Origin of the sequence: Desulfonatronum lacustre DSM 10312 (assembly GCF_000519265.1) — a bacterium.
GTDB lineage: Bacteria > Desulfobacterota > Desulfovibrionia > Desulfovibrionales > Desulfonatronaceae > Desulfonatronum > Desulfonatronum lacustre.
This window is the reverse complement of record NZ_KI912608.1, coordinates 550,457-576,553: the sequence shown is the minus strand read 5'-3', so window position 1 is coordinate 576,553 and position 26,097 is coordinate 550,457. Positions and strand designations below refer to the sequence as shown.

Genomic DNA, 26,097 nt, shown 5'->3' with positions numbered 1-26,097 from the left:
ACGGTCCGACAGGAAACGTCATCCTGACTCACAAACCGAGACAACCCGGAGAAAATCATGAACACTTTTCGACGTACGATCATCGTCATGGGGCTGACGGCTTGGCTCTGCTCCTTCCTGGCCCTGACCCAGGTCATGGCCCAAGCCCCCCCTGAAATGGAAAGCGAATCCCAAACCTACAGCGAGGAAGAAATCCGTAATCAGGTGGAGGGCTTTTTCGAAGGGACCACCGAAGGGTTGGCCGACATCCTGAACAGAGTATTCGCCGACCAAGGCCGTCCAACCGGATTCATCAAGGGCGACGAGGCCGGCGGGGCCTTGGTGGTCGGGCTGCGTTACGGCAAGGGGCAGTTGCAGCTAAAGGGGCAATCCCCTGTTGACGTGTACTGGCAGGGGCCGTCCATGGGCTTCGACGTTGGGCTGCATGCCGCGAAGGTCTTCACCCTGGTCTACAACCTGACCGACCCCAACCTGATTTTCCAGCGTTTCCCAGGGGTGGACGGCAGTGTCTACGTCCTCGGCGGGTTCAGCATGAACTACCAAAAGAGCAATGAGATCGTCCTCGCGCCCATCCGCACCGGTGTCGGCCTGCGCCTGGGTGCCAGCGTGGGCTACCTGCACTACACGAGACAGGAGCACATCAACCCGTTCTGATGCCGTTCCGGGCTCGGCACTTATGACGGAAGCGTATTTACCGCGCTTCTGAACAACCGGTCGGGCCCACACGAAAGATAACCCCATGCCCGCTTTTCTCGACCGCGTCGCTTCGACCATCGCCACCCTCGGACCGTTCGGCCTTCTGCCCAAGGCTCCGGGGACATGGGGCTCCCTGGCCGCGGTGGTCGCCGCTCCATGGCTGTTCATGCCGCTGTCTTTTTCCCTGCGCGTGCTGGTACTTGCGGGTGTGCTGGTGGTCGGGACCTGGGCCGCGGCCAGGGCCGAGCGGTTATTCGGACGCAAGGATCCCGGATGCGTGGTGGTGGACGAGTTGTTGGGTCAGTGGTTGACTCTGCTGCCCTTTGCCGCGCTGACCCCCCTGCAACTGGCCGCGGGCTTCGTGTTCTTCCGAGTTGCCGATATTCTCAAACCCTGGCCGGTTCGCACGGTGGAACGGCGGGTTCCCGGAGGGCTGGGGGTGATGCTCGACGACGCGGTGGCCGCGCTACCGGCGGCGACCCTGCTCTGGCTCGTGGTTTTGCTGACATAGTCGCAATACAGACAGGACTGGCACGCATAGCCCCCACGCCGAATAAAAAACGCCGCCGGGCAACCCCGGCGGCGTTTTTTATTCGTGGTCGGTTCAAGAACCTTTCACATTCCTACATATCAAGTATCCGGAACTGCGCGCGACGGTTCTGGGCCCAGGCGGTCTCGTTGCTGGCCGGATTCAAGGGGCGTTCCTTGCCGTAGCTGACGATCTGCAGTCGATTGGGGCTGATGCCCAAAAGGACCAGGAACTCATACGCGGCCCGGGCACGGCGCTCACCCAAGGCCAGGTTGTACTCGGAGGTGCCTCGTTCGTCGGTATGACCTTCAATCAGCAGGCGGACATCCGGGTTTTGCTTCAGCAACTCGGCCTTGGTCTGCAAGACTTCCCGAGCGTCCGAACGCAGGTCGTATCTGTCAAAGTCAAAATGAATCATGTTCGCGGTGATCATTTCAGCCACCTGGCCCAACCGGGCCCGTTCCGATTCGGAACGCTCCCTGGCCAAACGCTCTTCAGCCAGTTGCTGCTCCCGCAGTCTGGCCTCTTCCCGCAGTCTCGCCTCTTCAGCGGCCTGTTCGGCACTGACGCCCACCGGGCTCGAATCAACCTGCTTCTTGGCGCAGCCAGACCCGAAGGCCAGCATCATGGCCAGGATCAGCCCCAATCCAACAACCCAATTCCCCCTCATACCTTTTCTCCTTAAAAAACTGTTGATGAAAAAAACGCATCACGGTTGCCGCGTCCAGGCCGGCGACGCGAACTCTCCCTCGCCCAGGGGCACCAGCCGGGCCTCGTCGCCGTTCCGGGTGGTCAGATAAATCTTGTACTCCCCACTCCGATTGGAACTGAATGCAATAAAATAACTATCCGGTGCCCAAGCCGGACTGACATCATTTCTTGGCCCAAAAGTCAACTGCCGTTCCCTCCCCGTAAGCAGGTCGTGCATAAAAATTCTATGCCCTTCGCTGGTTTGGCGAGAAAAAACCACCAGTCGCCCGTCCGGGCTCAGGCTGGGATTGGTATTGTAGGTCCCCTCGTACGTAACCCGGCGGGACTCCCCGGAGGCAATGTCCACAACAAAAATATGAGGATTTCCGAGCCTGCTGGAAACATAAGCCATTTTCGAGCCCGTAGCGTCGAAACTCGGCGAAATATCGATGGCCCAGCTCTGAACCACTCTTGGGCCCATGCGCAGATCCTCGGAAAGCTGGTAAATGTTCGGACTGCCTTCCGGATTCAAGCTGACGAAAATATTGCCTCTGTGGTCGAATACCGGAGAAATCACACTGTTCCCAGGCAGTTGAACGCGTCGAACGTCACCGCTTTCCTTGTCCAGAATCCCCAGATAATGCCGGCCGTCTTTGATCAGGGTGAACACCAGTCGTCGTCCGTCCCTGGACCAGGCCGGGCTCATGCTGATGCCCCCCAGGCTGGTCACCTGACGCATCCCCTGGCCCAGGGGAGAGGAGGCCCAGATTTCCTTGTTCTCTCCGTGGGTCCGGACCACCGCCAAGGTGGAACGAAAAAAATCCCCCTGCCCGGTCAGTTCCGCCATGAGGTCCGCGCAAAACCTGGCCGCGATCTCGGGCAGATCCGCCGGGGTCGCCCCAGTGTAGGCCTTGCCCAGAATCAGCCGCTGTTCAAAGGTCTCGAAGACCCGTAGCTCCACCGGACCGCTCGGACCGCCCCATCCGGCGGTAAGCACGAGATCGACCCGTTCCAGCCGAAACCGACGGAAATCCATGTCCTGGGCCGTGACTCCGGGCAGCACGTCACCTCCCAAGATACGGCTCCCCGGAATCAGCCGCAAAAACGGCATGAATCCGAGATAATCCTCCAGATATCCGGCAAGAGTATCGGCCTCGGCCGGAGGCTGCTGTCCCGCGGCCAGTCCCAGGGGCTTGGCCATGACCATGTTCAGTTGGGACTGCCCCGGGCCGAAGATATCGATGCTCAAGGTTTGTTGCGCGCCGACGTCTCGGACCGAGAAGACCACGCACGACAGGATCAACAAAAGCAGCGCCAAGCGTCGCGGGTCAGATACATGAAACAAGTGCATATTTGGTTACAACTCCTGAAGATTGAACGTGATGCGGACGGTACGCAAGTCGGGACGAGGCGGAGGCGGCAGTTGCCCGGTCTCCTCCACTGCTCGTTCCGCGGAGGCGTCGAAACCGGAATGCCCGGAGGAACGCACCACGCGGCTGCCCAGGACACGACCGTCCCGGTCCAGGGAGATATCCAGCACCGCGCTGAGATCCTGTCGCGAAGCGCCCTTGGGGAACCGCCACTGGGCCTTGACCCGATTCTCCACCATCTGCGCGTAAACTTCCAACAGCCCCCCGTAACCACTCCCGGCCTGTCCGTCCGCACCGCCGGAACCGGTGGCCCCGCTTTGGCGCAGGCCGGCCAGGGCCTGATCTCTTGCATCCGGCTGGGCCCGTTGTGCCACATCCCGCTGCACGGCCCCAAGGGCCTCGGCCATGACCTGCTCCCGGGTCGGTTCGGTCCGAGCGGGTTGTCGCGGTGGCTCTGGTTTGGGAGGACTCGGAGCGGGTTTCGGTGGTTCGGGTTTGGGTTCCGGCTTGGGTTTCGGTGGTTCGGGTTTGGGTTCCGGCTTGGGTTCCGGCTTCGGCGCCGGTTTGGGTTCGGGGGTCGGTTTGGGCGGCTCCGGGATGGGGACCTCAGCCTTGGGCTGCGGTGGCGGCGGCGCGGGAGGCGTCACCGCCGGCTTGGGCGCGGGTTTGGGTTGTTCCTGGGCCGCCGGGACCGGCGGCGCGGGAGCCGGGGCGGAAGGGGCCAAGGGAGCGGGACGCCCGGGAGCGGGCGGATCAAGGCGGACCAAATCCACCTGATAGACAACGGGCTTGCTCAGATCGACCCGGATCTGCTTGCTGGAAGACAGCTGGAACAATCCAAGCCCCAGCACGCCGACATGCAGAAGCAGGGACAACCCAAAAACCAGAATATGTGTAGGAATGCCCACCCTCACCTCGAAAATCGCCCCGTATTGGTAACCGGCTTATGGTTCCCGAGGCTCGGACTCGGCTACGATGCCCAGCCGCTCAACGCCGGCCTCGCGGGCTTCGGCCATCACCTGGACCACCAGCCCGTAAGGCACGTCCTTGTCCGCGCGCAGATAGAGAATTCTGTCACGGGTCTGGATCAAGCGCTGGACATGCTCACCCAGCCCGCCCAAGGCCACCTCGTATTGATCCAGAAAAATGGAGCCGTCGCTTCGGATGGTCAAGACCAAGGTGTCTTCGTCCTGCGGCAGGGTCTGCACGGTCCGGGTCTGGGGTAGATCCACCTCCAGCCCCTCGGTCATAAAGGGCGCCGTGGCCATGAAGATCACCAGCAATACGAGCATGACGTCGACGAACGGGACCACGTTCATCTGGTCCATATATCCTTGACCGGTATGGCCTTCCATAACTTTCTCCTTGCCCGGGAGCGCCTAGATTTCGTGTTCCGCCAGCCCGTTCTCCTCGGGCTCCAACTGCCCGGAAACCCAGGGCAGCTCACGTTGAACCCGGTTCAAGAACGCCCCGGCGAAATTGATCAGCTCCACCTCGATGCTGCCCAGCATTCCCCGAAAGTAATTGTAGGCCACGGACGCGGGGATGGCCACAGCCAAGCCGATGGCCGTGGCCACCAGCGCTTCGGACAAGCCCGGGGCCACGGTGGCCAGGGAAGCGCTGCCCATCTGCCCGATGGCATGGAACGAATGCATGATCCCCCAGACCGTGCCGAACAGCCCGATAAACGGGGCCGAACTGGCGCAGGTGGCCAGGAACGAGAGCGAGGAAGCCAGATTACGCATGGTGCTGCTGACGTTTTGACGCAGGACGCGGCGGAGGTTGTCCATGGCGATTTTGCTCTTCTGGGCCGCGGGCATGGTGGCCCCTTCCAGCCGCTTCAGTTCGGCCACTGCCTGGTAGGCCAGGGGGTAGAGCGGCGAGTCCGCGCCGCGAGCCAGGATATGAACCGCTGACCCAAGGTCCGGGGCGCTCTGAAAGCGCTTGAAGTCCACCAGGGCCTGCTGCTTGGCCCGGCGCAGAATCATGATCTTGTAGAAAATGATGCTCCAACTGGCCAGAGACATGCCCACCAAGAGCAGCATCACCAGTTGCACCACGATGGTCGCCTGACGGACCAGATCCCAAATGCCTGTCTGCGGAAGAAGCTCCATGAATGAATTTCCTGTACCTGTTTGTGATTATTGATGCCGTTTCGCGCGTCCGCTCAAGTCCGGTTCAAACTCCTGACTCCTGAACTCAATCCCCCTCCAACCGTTCCACCAGCTCCGGCAGGCACTCTTCGGCCGGCAGGTCCAAGCGAACGTCGGCCAGATCGCCGTAACTGGTCGGCCCCAGGTTGATCTCCACCACCCGACCGCCTCCGGCCTTGACCTGATAAGGGATGATGTTGGCCGGAGCCACGTCGCCGGAGGTGCCGATAATCACCGCCAGATCGGCCCGGTTGCTCCAGCGCTGGCTTTCGGTCAAGGCCGCCTGGGGGATGGCCTCGCCGAAAAAGACCAACGACGGGCGGACCACGCCGCCGCAGGCCTCGCACATCCAGGGCAGGTCCGCGGAGGTCAACCCCTCAGCCGCCTTGGTGGAATAATCGCGCCGACAGGCGTTGCAGTAAAACCCACGGCAGTTTCCGTGAAACTCGATCACGTTGCGCGTGCCGGCCTGCTGGTGCAAACCGTCGATGTTCTGGGTGATCACCACGTCCAGCCGTCCGGCCTGCTCCAGCCGGGTCAGCGCCAAATGAGCCGGGTTGGGCGCGGCGTTCCCAAACATGGTCAAAGCGTCCAGGAGAAACTCCCACACCGCCTTGGGGTTGCGTTCCAGGCCCCAGGTGCTGGCCACCACGTTGGCGTCGAACCGGGACCACAACCCGCCGGGGCTGCGAAAATCCGGAATCCCGCTGGGCACGGAAATCCCGGCCCCGGTCAACGCGACGACGCTCCGCGAGGAACGCCAGATATCGGCTGCCTGGTCGATAAGGTTGGACATGGTGGTGGGGGTTCAGGGGTTCAACGGTTCACGGTTCAGGGGTTGAGCCCTCATCCCTCTCCCTTCCGCCTTCCCCTGTCCACCAAGGCCCACGAATTGGCCTCGGCTTGCAGATATTCGTCCTGGGTCAGGCCGGCACCCAGGGCGACGCGGCGGCGCTGGTCGCGGGAGATCAGATCCCCAGGGGCGTGGGCGTCGTTGTTGATCACCAGTTTCGCGCCGAAGCGGCGGGCCATGGCCGCCACGTGGCCGTTGGTCAGGCTGTGGCCCTTGCGGGTGGTGATTTCCAGGTGCACGCCCCGCTCGGCGGCCAGTTGGGCCTCCTCGGGGGTAATCAATCCGGGGTGGGCCAGGATGTCCACTCCGGCTTCGATGGCCGCCAGATTCGTGCCCAGTTCCACGGGTTCGACAATGGTTTCGCCGTGGACGACCACCAGTTCGGCCCCGTTCATCCGGGCCGAATCCGCCAAGCGGGCTATCAATCCGGGAGGAACGTGGGTCAATTCCACGCCCAGCAGGATGTCCAGCCCAAGGTACGTCGCGCCCTGGGCGGCCACGCGGCCAACGTTTTCCAAGACCAGAAACAGATTGCTGGCATCCACGTGATCGGTGAAGGCCATGGCCTGGTACCCGGCGGCCTTGGCCCGTCGGGCCAGTTCCGTGGGCAGCAGGGCTCCGTCGCTGAACAGGGTGTGGGTGTGCAGATCAATCATAAGCGGATCACATTTTGTATTTGGTGTCGTCAATAGTGTATTTTTCCAGGATCTCATTCCATTGCTGGGCGTCCTCGGTCTTCAGAACCGCCTGGTACCGGTTTTCGCGCACCTCCACGATATGGGCCAAAACCTCCTCGCTGACCCGGATCGGCACCTGGGCCCGCAAGCCCAGGGCGATGGCGTCCGAGGGTCGGGAATCGATCCGCTTCAGTGACTCTCCCTGAAGCACCTCGATTTCCGCGAAATAGGTGTTGTCGTGCAGCCGGACCACGTCCACGTTGCGCACCTCGCCGCCCAGAGCCTCGATGGCCTGGAGCAGCAGATCATGGGTCATGGGGCGGGGCAGACGAACATCGTTGAGGACCATGGAGATGGCCACGGCTTCCATGGCCCCGATCCAGATGGGCAGAACCTGTTTATCCGACTTGTCCTTGAGGATCAGCACCGGAACCTGACTGTCCTCGTCCAGGGCCAGTCCGTAGATGTGCATTTCAATCATCCGTCCTCCTCCATGCATCCCCACAGCGAATGCTTTTTGGCCTCCCGAATCCGCACCGGAACGACGCTCCCGATCAAATCCCGCGGAACTCCCGACGTTACGGGAAAATTCACGGTCTGCCCGAATTCATCTCGCCCGCGACAGCTCGGGAGGTCTTCCGACGTTTTCTTGCTCTCGCCTTCCACCAGTACCTCGACCCGGCTGCCGACCATCCCGCGCAGCCACTGCTCGGACAGTTCGGCCTGCACGTCCTGCAGCTCCCGCAACCGTTCGGCCTTCACGTCCCGGTCCAGTTTGCCGTCCATGTTCGCGGCCCTGGTTCCGGGACGGTCCGAATAGACAAAAGAAAAACTGCTCGCAAAGCCCACGTGGCGCATGGCGTCCAGGGTGTGCTGGAAATCCCGATCCGTTTCGCCGGGAAAGCCGACGATCAGGTCCGTGGTCAGGGCTATTTCCGGGCGAGCCCGACGCAATCCCTCAACCAAGTCGAGATAGCGGTCAAGTGTATATTTTCGGCCCATGGCCCGCAATACCGCATCCGAACCCGACTGAAGAGGCAGATGCAGGTGGGGGCACAGGTTCGGGTGACGACCGAACGCGTCGATGGTTGCCGGAGACAGATCCTTGGGGTGGGAAGTGGTGAAACGCAGTCGCCGCAGCCCGGGCAGGGAGGCGATGGCCTCCAGCAAGGCCGGAAACCCAGGTTCTCCAGCTGTCTCCGCACCCTTCGAATCCAGCCCATAACTGTTCACGTTCTGGCCCAGCAGGGTGATCTCCCGTACACCCCGGTCCACCAGACCCCGGCATTCGTCGAGAATCGACCCGCTGGACCTGGAGCGCTGGCGGCCCCTGGTCAGCGGGACGATGCAGTAGGCGCAAAAATTATCACACCCCTGCATGATGGTGACGTAGGCCTGGCGTTGGACGTTTTGCCCGGGCAGGGCCGCATCACGCTCGGGGAAGGACTCCGTGAAGTCCAGGAGGCTGAGTCGCAAACCGGGTTCGCGGATCAAACGGGCCAGGGCGTCAGGGACCATGGGCAGTCCGTCCGGACCGAAAACGAGCCGAACGTATGGAAACCGCGCGAAAAAGGCCTCCCCCACCTGCTGGGCCACGCAACCGCCCACGGCCACCAGCAGTTCGGGGTTGCGCAGCCACAGGTCCCGCAGTCGGCCCAAATGGCTGTAGACCTTCTGTTCCGGCTTCTCCCGCACGCTGCACGTGTTCAGAACCAGGACCCCGGCGTCGATCTCCGTGCCCTGCCCCCAACCCAGGCCTTCCAAAGACCGGGCGAGCCACTGGGAATCGTGGACGTTCATCTGACAACCGAAGGTCGTGATGTGAAATCGCGGAGCGCTCATGAGAACCATTTCTCCAAAAATCGCAACACCTGGTCCCTGGCTTGATCAATGGTCGAGACCGCGCCGTCCACCACGCATTCCGCGTCGGGGTTTTCTTCAAAGGGAACGTCCACTCCGATCACCTGCCCCAAGCCGGGATGTTCGCGACCGGTGCGTTGTCGATCCAGAGCCTTTTCATACAACCCGGCCATGACCAGCCCTTCGGGCCGCCCCCGTTCCCGGGCCATGGCCACGTCCAGGGGGCACCGGATAAAGACTTCGGCGAATCGCCGAATCCGGTTTCGAGCCGCGGTCCGCACCGCCAAGCGATGAGCCGTGCCATCCATGAGCACGCCATGGCCCTGGGCGACCAGGTCCGCGGCCTCCCGGATAAATCGCTCGTAGGCTTGGGTGCGTTCCTCGGGGGAATAGGTCGGGGTCGGAAAGTAGACCTTGCGGCGGGCGTCCATTTCCAGGTGGATGACCGAGGCCCCACGCTCCTCCAAAACGCGGCCCACTGCCTTGGCCAGGGTGCTCTTTCCGCAGCCGGGCAGCCCGGTGAACCACACGGCCCAGCCGCCAGGACGCACAGTAGTCATGGAGTTCTTGGAATCGGGCACGACTCAGTCCATATAGTCGTTGATCCGGTCATAGGCGAACCGTTCGTCGGCCAGGACGTTTTCCATGAATCGGAACAACCCGAGGCGCACGTCCAAAGGGTGGCCGGGGTACCATTCCGGCGAGGCGATGACCAGGGCGCGGAAGACGTGGAACGGGGCAATGACTTCCAGGATTTCCCGGTCATTGGTCCGTTCCAGATAGGTGTCCCAGAAGGTCCGGTACAGCCGTTCGAAATCTCCGGAAAGCCGTGGTTGGTCGTACAGGCCGAAGAGCAGGTAGTTGCAACTCATGGTCGAAACGTCGTCCGCCCCGTCGCCCCACTCGCCCCGGCTGCGGTCCAGGACCCGGAAGTCGCCGTCGGGTAGGATCAACACGTTCCAGGGATGAAAATCTCCGTGCACCGCGGCCAGACGGTGGGCATAGCCGCGCAGCTTCCAGCGCCAGTCCACCAGTCGCCGTTCCAGGGCCTGGAAGCGCTCCGGCGTAAAGTGCTCATAGGGGTGTGGATAGGAGTCCACCAGCCCGAAAATACACTCCGACGCCCCGATCAGATTCCGGATCCGTCGCCAGTAAAGGTCGGAATCATCCATTTTTTGGCCATGCACCTCGGCCAGCCACAGGGCAAAGGCTTTGGCCTTGGCCAGGTCCTCGGGTTCCAGCCCGGTTCGGCGAATTCGCTCCAGATCCCGGTAATAGTCGTAGCCCTGGACCATCTCGTTGACCATGAAGAATTCCTGGGGGGCCCGCACCGGAATCATCGCGCCGTCACGGTCCACATAGCCCAATCCCAGGGGACGGACATGCTTGTCCATCAGCCCCCCGGCCTCGTACTGGAACATCATGATCGCGGCCCGGTCCCAGTAGAACTGATGCCCGTACTTGTCCCCGCGCATGGTGGAAAGCACCGTCTCTCTGGTCTCTCCGCCCTGCTCGAAGCGAATGTACACCGGCTTGCCGTAGCCGAAATCCTTCATGCCCTGGGTTCCCTGGGCACCCATTTCACTTGCTTCCAGGAGCTGGGCGTCCGGGCCGAACTGGTCCCGCAGATACTGCCGCAAATAATCCAGATGCATCTGCAAGGCTGGGCGTTTTTGATTGCGCATGGGCATGGGAACCTCCCGTGGAATCTCGTTTGCCGTTTGGGAAAATGATCAGAAGTTTTCCGCGTACCTGGCCCAGAACTGCTCCACCGTGAAGTGGTGCTCCTGGGTGCCGTGGTGTTCCACGGCGTAGGCCGCGCTGGTCAGGGCAACCTTGGCGGCCTCGGTCACGTCCCGGCCCTCCACCAAGCCCTTGATCAGCCCGGCCCGGAAACAATCCCCGGCCCCGGTGGGATCGACCACCTTGGCGACCTTGGCCGCCGCCAGCCGGGTTTCTTCACCGGATCGGAGCACCGTGCAGCCCTGTTCGCCCAGGGTGGTGATGATGGTCTTGGCCCGGGTCAGCAGCTCGGCCCGATCCACCCCGGTGTTCTTCATGATCATCTCCAATTCGTAGTCGTTGGAAATGAGAATCTCCGCGCCGGTGAGCATCTCCAGCATTACCTCGCCGGAAAAAGCCGGGATGTTCTGGCCCGGATCGAAAATGTAGCGCACGCCTTTTTCACGGTAGATCCGGCTGTACCCGGCCATGTCCTGAAGGTTGCCCGGAGCGACCACGGCCAGGGTGTCCTGAGGGACCACATTGGAGAAATCATACTCCGAGGAATGATTCATGGCCGCGGGGTTGAATCCGGTAATCTGGTTGTCGGACTGGTCCGTGGTGATATAGGCCGAGGCGGTCAGCTCGTCCGGAATGACACGGATGCCCGTTTGATCCATCTCCAGCTTCTCCAGCCACTGGACGTAGTTGCCAAAATCCTTGTCGCCCACCGAGGCCAGAATCCGGGGTTTCTCGCCCAGCAGACGCAGGGTGTAGGCAATGTTCCCGGCCGTGCCCCCAAATTTCTCGTTCACGCCGTTGACCAGAAAACAGACGTTCAAAATATGAATCTTGTCCGGCATAATGTGATCGGCAAAGCGGCCGGGAAAGGGCATGATGCGGTCATAGGCGATGGACCCGGAAACGAGAATCTGCATGGTTGCCTCGTGGTACGTGTTAAGTGGTGAACGAAAAAAAACACCAACGCCCTGGCGCGGTGATCCTGATGACGACGACATCATAACCGGATGGACTCAAAGGAAAAAAGACTGAACATGATTGCAGGCGTGCCGGATGCGCTCAATATGCAGATCGCACTCCGCGACACAGGATAACGCTGCTCGAAGTTCCGAAAACCTGCTTGGCCAACTGAGAAATGGTGGCTTGTTCTCGTGGAGATAAGCGCATGGCTTACGCGAGTATAAAGCTCTATTTAACCGCGGAAGCTGTTTCCCGGCCGATCCAGTCGAGGAAGGGTTGGTGGCCGTCGGTGAGGGGCCAGGAGACGATGCAGGGGCAGTCGTAAGAGTGGACGGCCCGAACCCGTTCGGCCAGGGCGGGCAGCAGTTCGGCCCTGGTCTTGGCCAGGATCACCACTTCGCCGCTTTCCTCCACCTTTCCTTCCCACCAATAAAGGGATTGCATGTGATCCAGGATGTTCACGCAGGCCGCCAGGCGGTTGGAAATCAGCTCGCGGGCGACGGTTTTGGCCTGGTCCATGGATTCCGCGGTCATGTAGACCATGATCGGCTGCATGGTCGCCTCCTCTACGTGCCGGACAAATGGTCCAGCACGGCGTTGCGTTCGGCGTCGTCGAGCAGGTCGACGCGCTTGCCCTGCATCCGCTCCACGGTCCGCTCCCACCAGGCCCGGTCCTGACCGACGCGGCGTTCCACGCGCACCAGGTCATGGCATTGCGTACAACGCTCCTTGACCAGGACCGCGCCGTCCAGCGCCTGGCCCAAAGCTTCACTTGGTGTTTTGGGGGATACGGCAGCCACAGCGGCGATCAATACAAAGCCGGCCATGGACAATCCAAGGATCGCTCTGAGTCTGTTCATTTGGTTTCTCCTTAGCATTGCGAATCGACGTTTTGAAAAACGACGCACACAGGCTCACCGACCAAGATCGTCATGCACAGTCGCATCTGAATCAAGAATTCGAGAACCGCAAATCAGGCTATGAGCTTTCGGAAAAGAAAGCAACGTGGGCCATGCGAGGCACAGGGCGGATTTGTTCTCGCACTACGGGCGCTCTGAATCGGTATCGAAATCGAAATCGTGATCGAAATCGACTTCTGGTAACTTTCCGATTTCGATAGCGATTTCGATTTCGATTTCGATGATTGCTGGCCCTGGAGTTTCCCCTTGAACATACTGCAATCTACCGCTCTGAAATTATAGAGATTTTGCAGAGTACAAAATAGCCCTGACGAGAGGCAAGGATACCCAGCCTCGCCACGGAAAGTCCATGGAGAAAAGGGATGGTTCCCCGCGAAGGGATGATAGGTCGATAATCTGCATTCATAAATAGGGGCCCGGCGCGCCGTGCCCCTACTCGAACGTCGCCGCGGATGGTTCGGCCTTGGGGGCGTCGTTCAGATTGGAGTAGATCAGCGACAAGACGTCCTTGAACTCTCTGATTTGCTTTTCACTCAGGCCGCGATAGGCTTGTTCGGCCAGTTGCCCGGCGACGCCCAAGATCCCCTCGCGCAGGGCCCGGCCTTCGGCGGTCAGGAATATCCGACTGCATCGGCGATCGTGCTCGTCGCGTTGGCGCACCACCAACTGACGGCGTTCCAGGCCGTCGAGGATGCGAGTCATGTTGGTCATGTCCTTAAAGGTGGTCGAGGCCAGTTCACGCTGCACTCCGCCTTCGTGGCTCCAAAGCCGCCACAGGACCACGCACTGCTCCGGGGTCACGGAATAGCCTTGCTCTTCCAGCAAGCGGTGAAACTCCCTTTTAATGCGCAGCGCCGCCCTGTTGACCAGAAATCCGGGAGAGTCCTCCAAGTCCATGTGCAACATCTTCTCCATCCATGCAGCCATTTAGTTGCCACTCCAATTATTGGTTGACTTTTTCCAGACCCGACAACATAGGCAGGCCTGTTGATGTATAGGCCGGGATCACCGCGTTCTGAAAGCTTGATGAACGATCGCGGACGTGCCCTGCTTCGCCTCCAGCTCCGTCGAATACCATTTTTTTCCTCCAGGGAAAAAAAGGTCCAGCGGCACGGGAGCACTGCTCGGCGAAACAAGCATTGGGCCCAGCCGCGGCGATGATCCATTTCCAGAATTGGCAACCGCAACAGGAGGACGTATGGCACGCACCGATGATTCGCAACGCTTCGGCATCACTCGAAGCCGCGCCCGTGGAGGGTACGGGGGACGCTCCCTTGGGATATCCAAATTTTTAGCCCTCGGTCTTGTCCTGATTATGGGACTGCTCGGCGTCGGTCCGGCCTACGGGGCGGGCTTCGCCCTGTACGAATTCGGGGCCAGGGGGACATCCATGGGGGGAACCATGATCGGGCGGGCGGACGACCCTTCGGCCGTGGCCTACAATCCCGCGGGAATCACTCAGCTTGAAGGGACCCAGACCATGGTCGGCTTCTCCCTGGTGATGCCCGAAGGAGATATTGAAACTCCCGGCGACACCACCAGCATCAAGAGCAACACCTGGATCCCGCCTCATGCCTACGTCACCCGCCAGATGAGCGACAGAATCTGGCTGGGCCTCGGCGTATACAACAGATTCGGTCTGGGAACAGAGTTCCCGGACGGTTGGCCGGGTGAGTACAATAACCTTTTTACACGTGTCAAATCGCTCTCTTTCAACCCGAACCTGGCCTACAAACTGACTGACTCCGTGTCGGTGGCCGTGGGCGCGGAGGTGATGTGGTTCGATTATTACCAGAAGCGCATGGTCGGCCAGGCCTTGGGAGGGATGCGCGCCGAACTCGAGGGTGACTCCTGGGGCGTCGGCGGGAACATCGCCCTGCATTACAAGCCCAACGACACCTGGGCTCTGGGCCTGACCTACAAAAGCCGGGTCAAGCAGACCATCAAGGGCGATGCCACGTTCAAACGCAACCCCGCGGCCATGGCCCTGGGCTACTTCAACAACACCTCCGCCGAGGGCGACCTCACCCTGCCCGACTCCTTCGGGCTCGGCGTCATGTTCCGGCCTATTGAAAGGCTGAGCCTGGAAGCCAACGCCATCTACACCCTCTGGAGCACCTACGACAAGCTGGAAATCACTTACGGCAACGCCCTGACCCCGGGATCGCCCATGGGCGACAACAAAGTTTCCTCGGCCCAGAAAAATTGGAACGACGTCTGGCGCTTTCAGTTCGGCGCGGAATACGACCTGACCGACTTGATCAAACTGCGGCTCGGCTACGTCTACGACCAGATCCCGGACGACGACGAATACGCCGACTACATGACCCCCACCAACGACCGGAACATCATCACCACCGGCCTCGGTTTGGCCTGGGACAACCTCAGCCTGGACTTCTCCTATTCGTACCTCTGGTTCGGCGATCGCAGCATCAAAGGCCGGCCGGCCGACGGCGTGCTGGACAGCACGTTCAAGGATGGGCGCACCCACCTGATCGGAACGAGTCTGAGCTACCGCTTCTAATCCCGCCCGCTTCACGGGCCCGGCGCATCCCCTCGCGCCGGGCCCTATTCTCCGCCTCCCCCGCGCAACAAGCCATTCGTTCCCGCCATTCTTGACCTTGGCCGCGATCCCTGCAAAAGATGTTTTGTTGCGGCTTCACGGTGTTCCTCGAACCAAACCGTGATCCGTTGCACCACTAAACCATGAACGAATGGGAGCCCCCATGCCGAAAGTGCTTATTGCCGACGACTCCATGTTTCAACGTTCTGCTTTGACCAAGGCGGTCAAGAGCCTCGGACACGAAGTGATCGAGGCCAAAAACGGTCGGGAATGCCTGGACGCCGTGGCCGAACACGCCCCGGACGTGGTCCTGCTGGACCTGAACATGCCCGTACTCAACGGCTTCGAGGTTCTGGAAGCGTTGCAAACCCAGGGATCCACCGTTCCCGTGGTGGTCATCTCCGCTGACATTCAGGAAAGTTCCAAGGACCGTTGCCGGAAGCTGGGCGCCAGGGATATTCTGAGCAAGCCCTTCCCGGCTCAAAAGCTGGCAGCGCTGCTCACCGAGTTGACCGGCGCGTCGCCGAGCTAGGGAGGTTTTCGATGGGCCAACTCACCTCGAATCAACTGGACGTCCTTCAGGAGCTGATCAACATCGGCGTGGGCCATGCAGCGGGCACCTTGAACCAGATGAGCGGCCAGCACGTCAGCCTGTTCGCTCCGGAAGTGATCGTCGTTCCCATCGAAAAGATGCTTTCCGGCGAGATCATCGACGCCACGCAAAAAGTCACGGCCATCAAACTCAGCTTCAGTGGAAAATTCTCCGGCATGGCCTCGTTGATGTTCCCCCCGGAAAGCGCCAACAAGCTGATCACCATCATCCTCGGCGAAGAGCCCGTGGCCGAAGACATGGACATGATGCGCATGGGCGTGCTGCAGGAGGTGGGCAACATCGTCCTCAACGGCGTCATGGGCTCCATCGGCAACCTGCTCATGGAGCATATCGAATACCTGCCCCCGGATTATTACGAAACCAGCTTCGCCGACCTGCTGCTCAGCGACGGTCCACGCGACAACATGCTTCTGCTGGCCAAGACCAACTTCGTCCTGGAGGAACGCCTGATCCAGGGAGACATCCTGGTCATGTTCCGCTTGCGAACCTTCGACAGTCTGCTGGCGGCCCTGAACAGGATCATGGCCGAGCAGGGAATGCCTCTGGACGGCTGAGCCCACCGGATATCCATTGTCATGGACAACGCCACGACCGCCAGCGCGGACGCCGACCGATTCAGGATTCTCGACCACATCCCCCTGGGCGTTCTGGTCCTGGACGCCGACTACCGCGTCGTCTTCTGGAACAAGTGCCTGGCGTACTGGACCGGACTGGGGGAAACGGGAATCATCGACCGAGACATCCGGGAATTCTATCCCTTGTTTACCGAGAAGCGCTTCTCTACCCGCATTGAGTCGGTCCTGCGCGGCGGCCCGCCGATCATTTTTTCCTCCCACATCCACAAATATCTGATCCCGGCCAAGCTTCCGGACGGTTCGCACCGGCTTCAGCACGTCACCATCAGCCCCATGCGCGGACCGGACAACGTTTTTCAGGCCATGTTCATGATCCAGGACGTCACCGAGGTGAACACCCGGCTGATCCAGCGCAAACAGGCCGAGGACGAGCTGCGCCGCGTCCTGGCCCAGTTGGAAGCGACCAACGCCAAGTTGGAGGAATCCAGCGCCCAAGCCGTGCGCATGGCCGAGCAAGCCCAGGAAGCCAACGCGGCCAAGAGCATCTTTCTGGCCAACATGAGCCATGAAATCCGCACCCCCATGAGCGGGATACTCGGCGCCCTGGACATGCTCTCCAGCGATGAAAGGGACCCGGAAAAGCTGACGCTGTTGCGGATGACCACGGATTCCGCCCAGTCCCTGCTGCAAATCATCAACGACATCCTGGATCTGTCCAAGGTCGAGGCCGGAAAGCTGGAACTGCGTCCTGAAAACGTGGCCTTGGAACCGCTCATGGAGCGCTGCAGGCACCTCTATTCCTTTCCGGCCCAAGCCAAGAACCTGGAACTCCGACTGGAGATGGGGCCCAACCTGCCCCAAACGTCGTGCCTCGACCCCACCCGTTTGGAGCAGGTACTCCGCAACTTACTGGACAATGCCGTCAAATTCACCACCCAGGGCCGGATCACCTTCGGCGTGGAACGCATCGACGCCCCCGACCTCGGCCCGGCCCTGCGCTTCCAGGTCCGAGACACCGGAATCGGCATTGCCGCCACAACCGGGGAATGTCTGTTTCAGCCTTTTTCCCAAGCCGACAGTTCCTACGCGAAAACCTACGGGGGCACCGGACTGGGGCTGTCCTTGTGCCAACGCCTAGTCGAGCTGATGGGAGGAAATTTGTCATTCCAAAGCACCGTCGGCCAGGGCAGCATGTTTTCCTTCGTCATTCCTTTACATGACGCCGCGTTCCCGGCGTCAGAACCACCTTCCAGCGAACCTCCGCCCCTCTCGGCTTGCGACATGGCGCAAACAGCATCGCCTTCCCCCACGACCACCGCGTCGCCCAGGACGCCCGAAACAGCGTGCATGCCCAAAACAGCGGACACGCCAAAAACAGCTGGCTCGCCTGATGCGCACCCTTCGGCCCACATCCTGGTTGCCGAGGACGTGGACCTCAACCAGCAATACCTCGCCTTCATTTTGGGGCAGCATGGATACAGCTTCGACGTGGTTTCCAGCGGAGTCGAGGCCGTTCGAGCCTTCCAGGGCAGAGCCTACGACATCATTCTCATGGACATCCAGATGCCGGAAATGGACGGTCTGGAAGCCACGACCCGTATCCGCGACCTGGAACGGGATCGAGGCATGCCGCGTACGCCGATTATCGCCCTCACCGCCTACGTGCTGCCCGAAGAGCGGAAATCCTTCTTAAGCAAGGGCCTGGACGGCTTCTCGCCCAAGCCGATCCAGGGCGACCAGCTGCATGCCGAAATCCAGCGCTTGCTGACGGCACGGTCCGCCGAGACGCGCCTTTTCACTTTTTCAACCTCCCCCAGCGAATCTCCACGGACACCGTCGGTTCCCGATTCCGAGCCCGTTCCCGATCCCTGCATTGATTCGCGACCGGTGTTCAATCTTCAGGACGTCAAGTCACGATTTCTGGGCAACGACAAACTGTGGCAAAAAATTGTCTTGCGCTTTAGCCAGGAAGAGCTGCCCGAATACCAGGAGCACATCATCCCCCTTCTCCACGGCCCGGACCTTCAGGAAACGGCCCGGCTGGCCCACAAGATCAAAGGAGCGCTGGCTACGCTCTGCGCCGACCCGGCCCGGGACGCAGCCCTGGTCGTGGAAACGGCGGCGAAAAGTGGAAATGTTCTGGAAACGCAAAACGGTTTGCATATGCTCCTCGCGGAGTTGAAACGCATCCCAGAGGCCCCGGAAACCGCAAAATGAGCATAACCATAAAAAAAATAGTATCTACTCAGCACATTTTGTGTCCGCTCTTGCTCCGGCAATCGGGGACGGGGTCGGCGCTTCGCTATCGGAGCAGGTATCGGAACAGGAAGAATTTAGAACGCCTCCCAGCGTTTTCGATTCCGATCCCGATTCCGACTCCGACTCCGACTCCGGCAACAGCATTACTCTGTGCTGAGTAGATACAAATTTATCAGCATTGTCGCATAGCCGCACCGGCCTTCACCCTGCTGCATCCCATCTGAAATAATGACGAACGAAAGAAAATCTCCTTGCGTCGTGTTGGTCAACGACGACCAGGCCCAACTGACGATCATGACCAACCTGCTACGCGGTGAGGGGCTGCGGGTCCGTCCCTTCTCCTCGGCCGAGGAGGCTTTGCAAGGCATGGCCGCCGACCCTCCGCCGGATTTGATCCTCACCGACCTGTACATGCCCCTGATAGACGGATGGCGGTTCTGCCGTCTGTTGCGCTCCCCCACTTACCAGGAGTTCAATACCGTCCCGCTGATGGTGGCTTCGGCTACCTTCTCGGGCGAGGAAGCCGCGCGGGTCACCGCTGAAACCGGGGCCGACGCCTTCGAACCCATCCCCCTGAATATTCCCCACTTTCTGAAAACGGTCCGCGACCTGCTCCGAGGACACAAGCAACCGCTGGACCGCTTGGTCCTGATCATCGAAGACAGCCGCTCCATGGCTCTCTTGTTGCAAAGCGAGTTCGCCGCCCAGGGATACCGGGCCCATGTGGCCCTGACCGCGGCCGAAGGCCGTGATCTGTTTCACAAACTGCCCTTCGAACTGGTAATCCTGGACTACCATTTGCCCGACCAGCTCGGCGACTCAGTCCTGGAAGAATTCATGAGCCTTCGGCCGGAAACGGTGTGCATCGTGATCACCAGCGATTCCAAACCGGAAATCGCCTTGAAATGCATTCGCAAAGGCGCCGCGGCCTATGTGCGCAAGCCCTTCAGCCCGGACTACCTTATTGATCTCTGCGCCAAGGCTCGAAGGGAACGGGCTTTGTTACGGGTCGAGGAACGCCTGGAGGAACGCACCCAGGAGCTGCGCAAAAGCGAAGCCCGCTACCGGTCCGTGCTGGAAAACATACTGGACGTCTACTATCGAACAGACGCTCAGGGGAACATCATTCTGGTCAGCCCGTCGGCCCTCCCAATGTTCGGCTGCTCCAGCCTGGAGGAAATCATTGGTCGCCCGGCGGCCTCGTTTTATCTGCACCCGGAGGAACGGCAAGGACTGCTGCTGGCCCTGAAACGTCAGGGCGAGGTTCTGGATTACGAGGTCACCCTGAAACGCCGGGACGGCGCCCCGGTCTTCGTTTCCACCAACAGCCGACTGTACACCGACGGCGAAGGCCACATACTCGGTGTGGAAGGGACGTTTCGAAACATCACGAAGCGCAAACAGGCCGAGGCCGCCCAGGCCAGGGCCGAGAGCAAATACAAGGAGCTCTTCGACAACGCGCCGGTGGCCGTCTTTCAGTCCACGCCGGATGGACGATTCCTGCGGGTCAACCCGATGTACGCCGAGCTTGTCGGCTACGACTCACCGCAAGAGATGCTGGACGCGATCACGGACATCGCGGCCCAGCTCTACGTCGATCCCGCGGATCGGGATGCCTACAAGCAGGAACTGGAACGCCACGATATGGTCAAGAACTACCAGGTGCGGCTGAAACGCCGCGACGGGACGCCGCTTTGGGTTTCCATGAACACCAAGGCCGTCCGGGACCGGGATGGAACCCTGATTTCCTACGACGGCTTTCTCAGCGACATTACCCAGGAAAAGGAGCTGGAGGAGCAGTTGCGCCAAGCCCAGAAGATCGAGGCCTTGGGTACCCTGGCCGGAGGCATGGCTCACGACTTCAACAACATCCTCCAGGCAGTGGGCGGCATGGCCCAGCTCATGCTGGGCCGAAAAACCAAACAGGACGAAGACTACCTGGGTCTGCTGAGCATCCGCAAGGCCTGCAACCGGGGCGCGGAGCTGATCCGCCAGCTCCTGGCCTACAGCAGGAAGACTCCAGGCGACCACCGGCCCATGGACCTGAACCGGGAAATCACGGAAGCGGTAGCCATTCTCCAGCGGACCATCCCCAAGATGATCGACATCCGCGTCCACCTGGCCCCGGACTTGAGGCCGATCCTGGCCGACCCACTTCAAATCGAGCAGATCATTCTCAACCTCGGCACCAATGCCGCCGACGCCATGGCCGGAGTCGGCGCCCTGACGATCACCACCCTGAACATCCCGGATGAAGACGGCCCCCCGTCATCCCCGACGAATGTGGTCCGCCTATTGGTCACGGACACCGGTACCGGCATGGACCAAGACACGGCCCAGAAAATTTTCGATCCCTTCTTCACCACCAAGGAGGTGGACAAAGGTACCGGACTGGGGCTGGCCTCGGTCTACGGCACGGTCCAAAGCCACGGAGGCCGCATCACCTGCATCAGCACGCCGGGCAGCGGAACAACCTTTGTCATCGACTTCCCGGCCACGGACCACCCCCCGGACCCCTCTCAGATGTTCCCGGACGAACCAATCCCCGCTCCGCCAAAATCCTTCCATCAATTTGACGACCAGGACAGCGCCGACTCCACTCAAATCAGAATTCTCGTCGTGGACGACGACGATCTGGTCAGGGAAACCACCGTGGAAGGTCTGCGGCTGCAAGGATACGCAGTGGAGGAGGCCTCTCGCGGGGAGCAAGCCTTGGACCGAATTCAGGCCGACCCCGAAGCGTTCCATCTCGTGGTCCTGGATCTGAACATGCCGGGCATGGGCGGTCTGAAAACCCTGAATGTCCTGTTGAAGCTGAACCCGAAGCTCCGGGTCCTGATCGTCAGCGGCTACGTTGCCGACGGCTATGGCTCCAGCGTCCTGGCCACCGGGGCCGCGGGATTCCTGGGCAAGCCCTTCCAGCTTCAGACCCTGACGGAAACGGTGCGCGAGATACTTTCGCAAGGCGTTTCCGAGTAACCAGCCGCCCTGATTCGCTACATGCGATAATCTCCGGAACGCTCGGGCTGGTAGATCACGTCCACGATGGAAACCCGCATCATCCCGCCGCCGGGTCGCGGCCATTCGATTTCATCCCCCTGGGTCAAACCCAACAACGCACTACCCACCGGGGCCAGAATGGATATCTTTTGCCCCTGGGAATCCTCGCTGCCCGGATAGACCAAGGTCATGACGAACTCCTCTCCGGAGGGTTCCACCCGAAACTTCACCGTGGAATTCATGGTTACCACTGTCCCGGGAACCTCCTCCGGCGCGACGATCTCGGCCCGCTCCAGTTCCGCCTCCAGTTCGGCCATGCCTGGAAACGAGTTCGATGAAAGGGAGTCCAGCAACGTCTCCAGTCGCTTGGCATCCACTGACGACACGATGATATTTGGTTTTTTCCGCACGATTTCCTCTCGTTGATCAGAATGGGTGTTGTACGCAGGCAAAGGTCATCAAGCCCATATTTCTGGAAAAGGCAAGCCGAAGGAGACTACCTCTCCCCCTTGCCCAGGCAGATTTGCTCCCTGGCCGTAGGCGCTCTGGATCGAAATCGAAATCGCTATCGAAATCGGAAAGATACCAGAAATCGATTTCGATCACGATTTCGGTGTTTTCTAGTCCACCCAAGGCGTTATCCCCTGGACACCCATCATCCTACGAATCTGAAATTATAGCGATTTTTCCGAGAACAAAATGGGCCTGCCCCCTTGCCTTTCCTCCCTACAATAATGTAGTCAATCCGGGCTTGTCCGCACTAATGTCTTTTTTCGGAGGAAAACATGAACCTGAACAAACCCAATGCCAACGAAGCCACCCAGAGCTTCAACCGCTCCAAGAGCGTCGTGGCCATGAGCGGGATATGTACCCGCTGCGTGGACGGTTGCCGGGGCAATTGTGAAATCTTCAAGTCCACGTTTCGCGGCCGCGAAGTGATCTATCCCGGACCGTTCGGCAAGGTCACGGCCGGCGGGGACAAGGACTATCCCCTGGACTATTCCCATCTGAACATCCAGGGCTACGCCATGGGCGCCAAGGGCATGCCCGAAGGCGTGGAGCCCGGACCGGATACGGCCCTGTTTCCCAAGGTGGACACCCGCACCGAATACGGCTGGAACTCCAAGACCGCCATGGAAGTGCCGATTTTCACCGGAGCGCTGGGTTCCACGGAAATCGCCCGGGCCAACTGGGAGCATTTCGCCATGGGCGCGGCCATCAGCGGCATCAGCCTGGTCTGCGGCGAGAACGTCTGCGGCATCGACCCCGGCCTGGAGCTGAACAGCCAGAACATGGTCGTCAAGTCCCCGGAAATGGACCGGCGCATCGATGTTTATCGCCGCTATCACCGCGGATTCGGCGAGATGCTGGTCCAGATGAACGTGGAGGACGGCCGACTCGGCGTGGCCGAATACCTGATCGACAAGCACGGCCAGGAGTCCATCGAACTGAAATGGGGTCAGGGCGCCAAGTCCATCGGCGGGGAGATCATGGTCCACAGCCTGGAACGGGCTCTGGAACTGCAACGCCGGGGCTACATCGTCACCCCGGACCCATCCGACCCGGTCAATCAGGCGGCCTTCAACTCCGGCGGCATCAAGGAGTTCGAGCGGCACAGTCGGCTGGGCTTCATTTCCGAGGAGTCCTTCATGGCCGAGGTCCAGCGGTTGCGAAAGCTGGGCTACAAGCGGATCACCCTGAAGACCGGGGCCTACGGCATGCGCGAACTGGCCCTGGCCATGCGCTGGAGCAGCAAGGCGGAAATCGATCTGCTGACCATCGACGGCGCGCCCGGCGGCACGGGCATGAGCCCCTGGCGGATGATGGCCGAATGGGGCGTGCCCAGCCTGTACCTGCACACGGCAGCCTACAAATTCGCCAAGCACCTGGAAGGACGCGGTCTGCGCGTGCCCGACCTGGCCTTTGCCGGGGCCTTTTCCAGCGAGGACGGCATTTTCAAGGCATTGGCCCTGGGTGCTCCGTACACCAAGGCGGTCTGTATGGGCCGGGCCCTGATGATCCCGGGCATGGTGGGCAAAAACATCGCCAAATGGATGATCGAAAAGGATCTGCCCAAGACCGTCTCGGCCTACGGGACCACCCCGGAGGAAATCTTCACCGACTATTCCAAGGTCAAGGACTTGGTAGGCGCGGACGAAATGCCCAACATCCCCCTGGGCGCGGTGGGCATCTACAGCTACTGCGACCGGATCAGGGTCGGCCTGCAACAACTCATGGCCGGAGCCCGCTGCTTCAACCTCCCGTCCATTACCCGCAACGAACTGATGTCCCTGACCGAGGAATGCGCCAAACTCACCGGCATCCCCTACGTCATGGACGCGTATCTGGATGAGGCCATGGAGATTTTGAACAGCTGAGAAACGCTTCCTCCAAAACGAAACACAAAAGGGCGCACCACGGTGCGCCCTTTTTTTGCCCCCTCTTCACCACTATTACCATGTCTTCACAATGTGCTACCCCTCCCGCAACTGCTTCCGCTCCACCGCCTGCCGGACTTTTTGGAGCAGTTCGTCCAGTTTGGCGGGTTTCATCAGGTAGTCGAAGGCTCCGAGTTCCATGCCTCGGATTCCGGACTCCACGGAGGCATGTCCGGTGAGCATGATCACCTCCACCAGGGGCCAGCGGCCCTTGATTTCCTGGAGCAGGTTCAGGCCGTCCCGGCCTGGCATCTTCACGTCCAAGACCACTACGTCCATTTCGAGGCGTTGGAGCAGTTCCAGGGCCTCGTCTCCTCCGGCGGCCCCGTGTACGTCGTAACCGCGGTGTTTCAAACGCTTGATGATGGTGGATAAAAAATCCGCCTCGTCGTCCACCAGCAGCATTCTGACGTTTTCCATGCCTTTGTTCTCCTTACGAGTGGCCGCTTCAGCGCTTCAGGTATCCAGCCCCAACAGCTTCATTTTCCGCCACAAAGTGCTCCGCCCCCAGCCCAGTGCGTCCGCGGCTTGGCCGCGCTTGCCCTTGGCCTGCCGCAACGCTTCCAGGATCATCTGCTTTTCCATGTCCTTCCAGGTCGAGCCCATTGAGACGCCCAGTGGAACGCTCGGTGGATCGGTCGGTATGGAAGAATTTCCTCGCTCTTGCCCTGTTTCATCCCATAAATGATCGTTCGGGCCGGGTCGAACCTCGTCGAGGAAGTTTTGTTGGCTCTTGCGAGCAGCGACCAGGCTGGAGGAGAATTCGGGCTCGGGACGTCCTTCCCGAAGCAGGTAGTCCGGCAGATGGGCGCGCTGGACCGTTTCCGTAAAACAGAAGGTCGCGGCATATTCCACGATATTCTTCAACTCCCGGACATTACCCGGATAATCGTAGTCCAGCAGAACGTCCAGGGCTTCCTGGGAAAACCCCGAGATGGTCTTGTTGGCCTGCATGGCAAAGGTGCGCAGGAACTGGTCCAGAAGCCGCCGCACGTCGCCCTCGCGTTCGCGCAGCGGGGGCAGATGGATGCGGATCACGTTCAGCCGAAAAAGCAGGTCGCTGCGGAATTGTCCGGACCGGACCATTGTTTCCAGATCTCGAAGGGTCGCGGCGACGATTCGGACGTTGACCTTGGTTCCCTGGCCGCTGCCCAAAGGAAAAACGGTCTTGTCGTCCAGAAAGGTCAAAAGCTTGGTTTGCAACCCCAGTGGCAGATCCCCGATTTCCGTAAGGAACAAGGTGCCGTTGTGAGCCAGCTTGAACCGTCCGGGCTTGCTTTCCGTGGCTCCGGTAAAGGCTCCTTTTTGATGGCCGAACAGTTCGGATTCCAGAAGCGTTTCCGGCAGGGCCCCGCAGTTGACCTTGATGAACGCGCCCTTGGCCCGGTCCGAGGCCAGATGGATGGCTTCCGCGATGATGTCCTTTCCTGTCCCGGTCTCCCCGGTGATCAGCACGGAGGAGTCCGTCTGCCCGATCATGGGCAGGATCTGGAAGATGCGCTCCATTTGGGGACTGTTTCCGATCAGGTGTCCGAAGCGGGCGGCATGCTCGGCCTTCCAGGACCATTCTCCTGAGTGTCGGATGTTTTCAACGGTTTCCAGATACCCACAGCACCCACCCCCCACGTCCGTCAACGGAGTCACGGTGATCCGAACCGGAATTTTCTTGCGATCCCGGTTGACGACGTTTCCATCCAGACAACAGGGCGCCGTCTCCTGGTCAAACCGCTCCCGTTCCACCGGACAGTTCTCAATGCACACCGCGTTGCGCAAAATATGCGCGCAACGGATTCCGCGGGCATCCAGTCGATCAAAACCGGTCAACGCTTCCATGGCCCGGTTCACGGCCACGATCCGTCGCTCCCGATCCAAAATCATCGCTCCCAGCGGAATTTCATCCAACAATCCCTGAAACGAAACCGCCCGGGAAAACAACCCATGTATTTCAGACAAATCAAGACTCCATGAATAACAAGACAGGGCAATTTTGTTCTCAATCCCTACCCGCTACTTGAATCGGTATCGAAATCGAAATCGTCATCGCAATCGAACGTCATGTCCAATAAAGATGGTGTAATCACGAGGTGATGCATAGCATTTTCCGATTTCGATTCCGATCGCGACGTGGATTGTGATAAGAACAGATTGGTTATGAATACCAAGACACCAGCCACTTGAACAAAACACCAGTCAAGGAT

The 26,097-nt window shown here is 60.3% G+C and carries 25 protein-coding genes and 1 pseudogene; 8 read left to right on the top strand and 18 right to left on the bottom strand.

The window, feature by feature from the left end:
* Positions 1-57: 57 nt before the first annotated feature.
* A complete protein-coding gene (locus tag DESLA_RS18315; protein WP_051434318.1) occupies positions 58-654 on the top strand; it encodes a DUF1134 domain-containing protein in 597 nt (198 codons plus the stop codon).
* Positions 655-739: 85 nt separating this feature from the next.
* Positions 740-1,207 (top strand): phosphatidylglycerophosphatase A family protein, encoded by a 468-nt coding sequence (locus tag DESLA_RS0102660; RefSeq protein WP_028571283.1) that lies wholly within the window; start codon positions 740-742, stop codon positions 1,205-1,207.
* A 112-nt stretch (positions 1,208-1,319) separates the two neighbouring features.
* On the opposite strand, the gene pal is transcribed toward DESLA_RS0102660, so the two are convergent.
* The 15 genes and pseudogenes from pal to DESLA_RS18310 all read right to left on the bottom strand — a co-directional run bounded on the left by pal (position 1,320) and on the right by DESLA_RS18310 (position 13,378).
* Positions 1,320-1,895, bottom strand: a complete 576-nt coding sequence (gene pal / locus DESLA_RS0102655; protein WP_028571282.1) for a peptidoglycan-associated lipoprotein Pal — start codon at positions 1,893-1,895, stop codon at positions 1,320-1,322.
* Between the two features lie 39 nt (positions 1,896-1,934).
* Positions 1,935-3,266 (bottom strand): TolB family protein, encoded by a 1,332-nt coding sequence (locus tag DESLA_RS0102650; RefSeq protein WP_035261269.1) that lies wholly within the window; start codon positions 3,264-3,266, stop codon positions 1,935-1,937.
* 6 nt (positions 3,267-3,272) lie between these two features.
* Positions 3,273-4,193, bottom strand: a complete 921-nt coding sequence (gene tolA, locus DESLA_RS0102645; protein WP_051434317.1) for a cell envelope integrity protein TolA — start codon at positions 4,191-4,193, stop codon at positions 3,273-3,275.
* Between the two features lie 36 nt (positions 4,194-4,229).
* Positions 4,230-4,640 carry an ExbD/TolR family protein gene (locus tag DESLA_RS0102640; RefSeq protein WP_028571279.1) on the bottom strand — a complete coding sequence of 137 codons (411 nt, stop codon included), beginning with the start codon at positions 4,638-4,640 and terminating at the stop codon, positions 4,230-4,232.
* Positions 4,641-4,664: 24 nt separating this feature from the next.
* The gene (locus tag DESLA_RS0102635) at positions 4,665-5,399 is read right to left on the bottom strand and encodes a MotA/TolQ/ExbB proton channel family protein (protein WP_028571278.1); all 735 of its coding nucleotides are present in this window, start codon (positions 5,397-5,399) and stop codon (positions 4,665-4,667) included.
* A gap of 85 nt (positions 5,400-5,484) precedes the next feature.
* Positions 5,485-6,234, bottom strand: coding sequence for an NAD-dependent deacylase (locus DESLA_RS0102630; protein ID WP_028571277.1), 750 nt, complete (start codon positions 6,232-6,234; stop codon positions 5,485-5,487).
* A gap of 50 nt (positions 6,235-6,284) precedes the next feature.
* Positions 6,285-6,947, bottom strand: a complete 663-nt coding sequence (locus DESLA_RS0102625) for a histidinol phosphate phosphatase domain-containing protein (RefSeq protein ID WP_028571276.1) — start codon at positions 6,945-6,947, stop codon at positions 6,285-6,287.
* A gap of 7 nt (positions 6,948-6,954) precedes the next feature.
* Positions 6,955-7,449 carry a bifunctional nuclease family protein gene (locus DESLA_RS0102620; RefSeq protein ID WP_028571275.1) on the bottom strand — a complete coding sequence of 165 codons (495 nt, stop codon included), beginning with the start codon at positions 7,447-7,449 and terminating at the stop codon, positions 6,955-6,957.
* Positions 7,446-8,810 carry a tRNA (N6-isopentenyl adenosine(37)-C2)-methylthiotransferase MiaB gene (gene miaB / locus DESLA_RS0102615; RefSeq protein WP_028571274.1) on the bottom strand — a complete coding sequence of 455 codons (1,365 nt, stop codon included), beginning with the start codon at positions 8,808-8,810 and terminating at the stop codon, positions 7,446-7,448. The genes DESLA_RS0102620 and miaB overlap by 4 nt, the downstream gene beginning before the upstream one ends.
* Positions 8,807-9,388, bottom strand: a complete 582-nt coding sequence (locus DESLA_RS0102610; protein WP_028571273.1) for an adenylyl-sulfate kinase — start codon at positions 9,386-9,388, stop codon at positions 8,807-8,809. The genes miaB and DESLA_RS0102610 overlap by 4 nt, the downstream gene beginning before the upstream one ends.
* A gap of 24 nt (positions 9,389-9,412) precedes the next feature.
* Positions 9,413-10,519, bottom strand: coding sequence for a phosphotransferase (locus DESLA_RS0102605; RefSeq protein ID WP_028571272.1), 1,107 nt, complete (start codon positions 10,517-10,519; stop codon positions 9,413-9,415).
* A gap of 42 nt (positions 10,520-10,561) precedes the next feature.
* On the bottom strand, positions 10,562-11,488 hold the full coding sequence (locus tag DESLA_RS0102600; RefSeq protein ID WP_028571271.1) for a carbohydrate kinase family protein: 927 nt from the start codon (positions 11,486-11,488) through the stop codon (positions 10,562-10,564).
* A gap of 355 nt (positions 11,489-11,843) precedes the next feature.
* Positions 11,844-12,050, bottom strand: a pseudogene (gene cutA, locus DESLA_RS23755) (divalent-cation tolerance protein CutA); the annotation flags it as partial.
* 47 nt (positions 12,051-12,097) lie between these two features.
* Positions 12,098-12,391, bottom strand: coding sequence for a hypothetical protein (locus tag DESLA_RS0102590; protein WP_028571269.1), 294 nt, complete (start codon positions 12,389-12,391; stop codon positions 12,098-12,100).
* Positions 12,392-12,883: 492 nt separating this feature from the next.
* Positions 12,884-13,378, bottom strand: a complete 495-nt coding sequence (locus tag DESLA_RS18310; protein WP_084031833.1) for a MarR family winged helix-turn-helix transcriptional regulator — start codon at positions 13,376-13,378, stop codon at positions 12,884-12,886.
* 271 nt (positions 13,379-13,649) lie between these two features.
* On the opposite strand from DESLA_RS18310, the gene DESLA_RS0102580 reads away from it, so the two are divergent.
* The 5 genes from DESLA_RS0102580 to DESLA_RS0102560 all read left to right on the top strand — a co-directional run bounded on the left by DESLA_RS0102580 (position 13,650) and on the right by DESLA_RS0102560 (position 21,440).
* Positions 13,650-14,975 carry an OmpP1/FadL family transporter gene (locus DESLA_RS0102580; protein ID WP_051434315.1) on the top strand — a complete coding sequence of 442 codons (1,326 nt, stop codon included), beginning with the start codon at positions 13,650-13,652 and terminating at the stop codon, positions 14,973-14,975.
* Between the two features lie 202 nt (positions 14,976-15,177).
* Positions 15,178-15,546, top strand: coding sequence for a response regulator (locus DESLA_RS0102575; protein ID WP_028571267.1), 369 nt, complete (start codon positions 15,178-15,180; stop codon positions 15,544-15,546).
* An 11-nt stretch (positions 15,547-15,557) separates the two neighbouring features.
* Positions 15,558-16,181: a chemotaxis protein CheC gene (locus tag DESLA_RS0102570; RefSeq protein ID WP_028571266.1), complete on the top strand. Its 624-nt coding sequence runs from the start codon at positions 15,558-15,560 to the stop codon at positions 16,179-16,181.
* A gap of 21 nt (positions 16,182-16,202) precedes the next feature.
* Entirely contained in the window at positions 16,203-18,419 is a 2,217-nt protein-coding gene (locus DESLA_RS21395; RefSeq protein WP_051434314.1) for a PAS domain-containing hybrid sensor histidine kinase/response regulator, read from the top strand.
* 270 nt (positions 18,420-18,689) lie between these two features.
* On the top strand, positions 18,690-21,440 hold the full coding sequence (locus DESLA_RS0102560) for a response regulator (protein WP_084031832.1): 2,751 nt from the start codon (positions 18,690-18,692) through the stop codon (positions 21,438-21,440).
* Between the two features lie 17 nt (positions 21,441-21,457).
* Here DESLA_RS0102560 and rnk read toward each other — a convergent pair whose 3' ends face one another.
* Positions 21,458-21,871 carry a nucleoside diphosphate kinase regulator gene (gene rnk / locus DESLA_RS0102555; RefSeq protein ID WP_028571264.1) on the bottom strand — a complete coding sequence of 138 codons (414 nt, stop codon included), beginning with the start codon at positions 21,869-21,871 and terminating at the stop codon, positions 21,458-21,460.
* A 375-nt stretch (positions 21,872-22,246) separates the two neighbouring features.
* On the opposite strand from rnk, the gene DESLA_RS0102550 reads away from it, so the two are divergent.
* The gene (locus tag DESLA_RS0102550; protein ID WP_028571263.1) at positions 22,247-23,839 is read left to right on the top strand and encodes an FMN-binding glutamate synthase family protein; all 1,593 of its coding nucleotides are present in this window, start codon (positions 22,247-22,249) and stop codon (positions 23,837-23,839) included.
* Between the two features lie 96 nt (positions 23,840-23,935).
* On the opposite strand, the gene DESLA_RS0102545 is transcribed toward DESLA_RS0102550, so the two are convergent.
* Positions 23,936-24,319, bottom strand: coding sequence for a response regulator (locus DESLA_RS0102545; RefSeq protein ID WP_028571262.1), 384 nt, complete (start codon positions 24,317-24,319; stop codon positions 23,936-23,938).
* 36 nt (positions 24,320-24,355) lie between these two features.
* Complete coding sequence (locus DESLA_RS0102540) at positions 24,356-25,852, bottom strand: sigma-54 interaction domain-containing protein (protein WP_051434313.1); 1,497 nt, start codon at positions 25,850-25,852, stop codon at positions 24,356-24,358.
* Between the last annotated feature and the right edge of the window lie 245 nt (positions 25,853-26,097).

What these genes read in the sequence shown, in the direction of transcription:
- DESLA_RS18315 (WP_051434318.1), top strand. Translation starts at nt 58, where the DNA reads ATGAACACTTTTCGACGTACGATCATCGTCATGGGGCTGACGGCTTGG.
- DESLA_RS0102660 (WP_028571283.1), top strand. Translation starts at nt 740, where the DNA reads ATGCCCGCTTTTCTCGACCGCGTCGCTTCGACCATCGCCACCCTCGGA.
- pal (WP_028571282.1), bottom strand. Translation starts at nt 1,895, where the DNA reads ATGAGGGGGAATTGGGTTGTTGGATTGGGGCTGATCCTGGCCATGATG.
- DESLA_RS0102650 (WP_035261269.1), bottom strand. Translation starts at nt 3,266, where the DNA reads ATGCACTTGTTTCATGTATCTGACCCGCGACGCTTGGCGCTGCTTTTG.
- DESLA_RS0102640 (WP_028571279.1), bottom strand. Translation starts at nt 4,640, where the DNA reads ATGGAAGGCCATACCGGTCAAGGATATATGGACCAGATGAACGTGGTC.
- DESLA_RS0102635 (WP_028571278.1), bottom strand. Translation starts at nt 5,399, where the DNA reads ATGGAGCTTCTTCCGCAGACAGGCATTTGGGATCTGGTCCGTCAGGCG.
- DESLA_RS0102630 (WP_028571277.1), bottom strand. Translation starts at nt 6,234, where the DNA reads ATGTCCAACCTTATCGACCAGGCAGCCGATATCTGGCGTTCCTCGCGG.
- DESLA_RS0102625 (WP_028571276.1), bottom strand. Translation starts at nt 6,947, where the DNA reads ATGATTGATCTGCACACCCACACCCTGTTCAGCGACGGAGCCCTGCTG.
- DESLA_RS0102620 (WP_028571275.1), bottom strand. Translation starts at nt 7,449, where the DNA reads ATGATTGAAATGCACATCTACGGACTGGCCCTGGACGAGGACAGTCAG.
- miaB (WP_028571274.1), bottom strand. Translation starts at nt 8,810, where the DNA reads ATGAGCGCTCCGCGATTTCACATCACGACCTTCGGTTGTCAGATGAAC.
- DESLA_RS0102610 (WP_028571273.1), bottom strand. Translation starts at nt 9,388, where the DNA reads ATGACTACTGTGCGTCCTGGCGGCTGGGCCGTGTGGTTCACCGGGCTG.
- DESLA_RS0102605 (WP_028571272.1), bottom strand. Translation starts at nt 10,519, where the DNA reads ATGCCCATGCGCAATCAAAAACGCCCAGCCTTGCAGATGCATCTGGAT.
- DESLA_RS0102600 (WP_028571271.1), bottom strand. Translation starts at nt 11,488, where the DNA reads ATGCAGATTCTCGTTTCCGGGTCCATCGCCTATGACCGCATCATGCCC.
- DESLA_RS0102590 (WP_028571269.1), bottom strand. Translation starts at nt 12,391, where the DNA reads ATGAACAGACTCAGAGCGATCCTTGGATTGTCCATGGCCGGCTTTGTA.
- DESLA_RS18310 (WP_084031833.1), bottom strand. Translation starts at nt 13,378, where the DNA reads ATGGCTGCATGGATGGAGAAGATGTTGCACATGGACTTGGAGGACTCT.
- DESLA_RS0102580 (WP_051434315.1), top strand. Translation starts at nt 13,650, where the DNA reads ATGGCACGCACCGATGATTCGCAACGCTTCGGCATCACTCGAAGCCGC.
- DESLA_RS0102575 (WP_028571267.1), top strand. Translation starts at nt 15,178, where the DNA reads ATGCCGAAAGTGCTTATTGCCGACGACTCCATGTTTCAACGTTCTGCT.
- DESLA_RS0102570 (WP_028571266.1), top strand. Translation starts at nt 15,558, where the DNA reads ATGGGCCAACTCACCTCGAATCAACTGGACGTCCTTCAGGAGCTGATC.
- DESLA_RS21395 (WP_051434314.1), top strand. Translation starts at nt 16,203, where the DNA reads ATGGACAACGCCACGACCGCCAGCGCGGACGCCGACCGATTCAGGATT.
- DESLA_RS0102560 (WP_084031832.1), top strand. Translation starts at nt 18,690, where the DNA reads ATGACGAACGAAAGAAAATCTCCTTGCGTCGTGTTGGTCAACGACGAC.
- DESLA_RS0102550 (WP_028571263.1), top strand. Translation starts at nt 22,247, where the DNA reads ATGAACCTGAACAAACCCAATGCCAACGAAGCCACCCAGAGCTTCAAC.
- DESLA_RS0102545 (WP_028571262.1), bottom strand. Translation starts at nt 24,319, where the DNA reads ATGGAAAACGTCAGAATGCTGCTGGTGGACGACGAGGCGGATTTTTTA.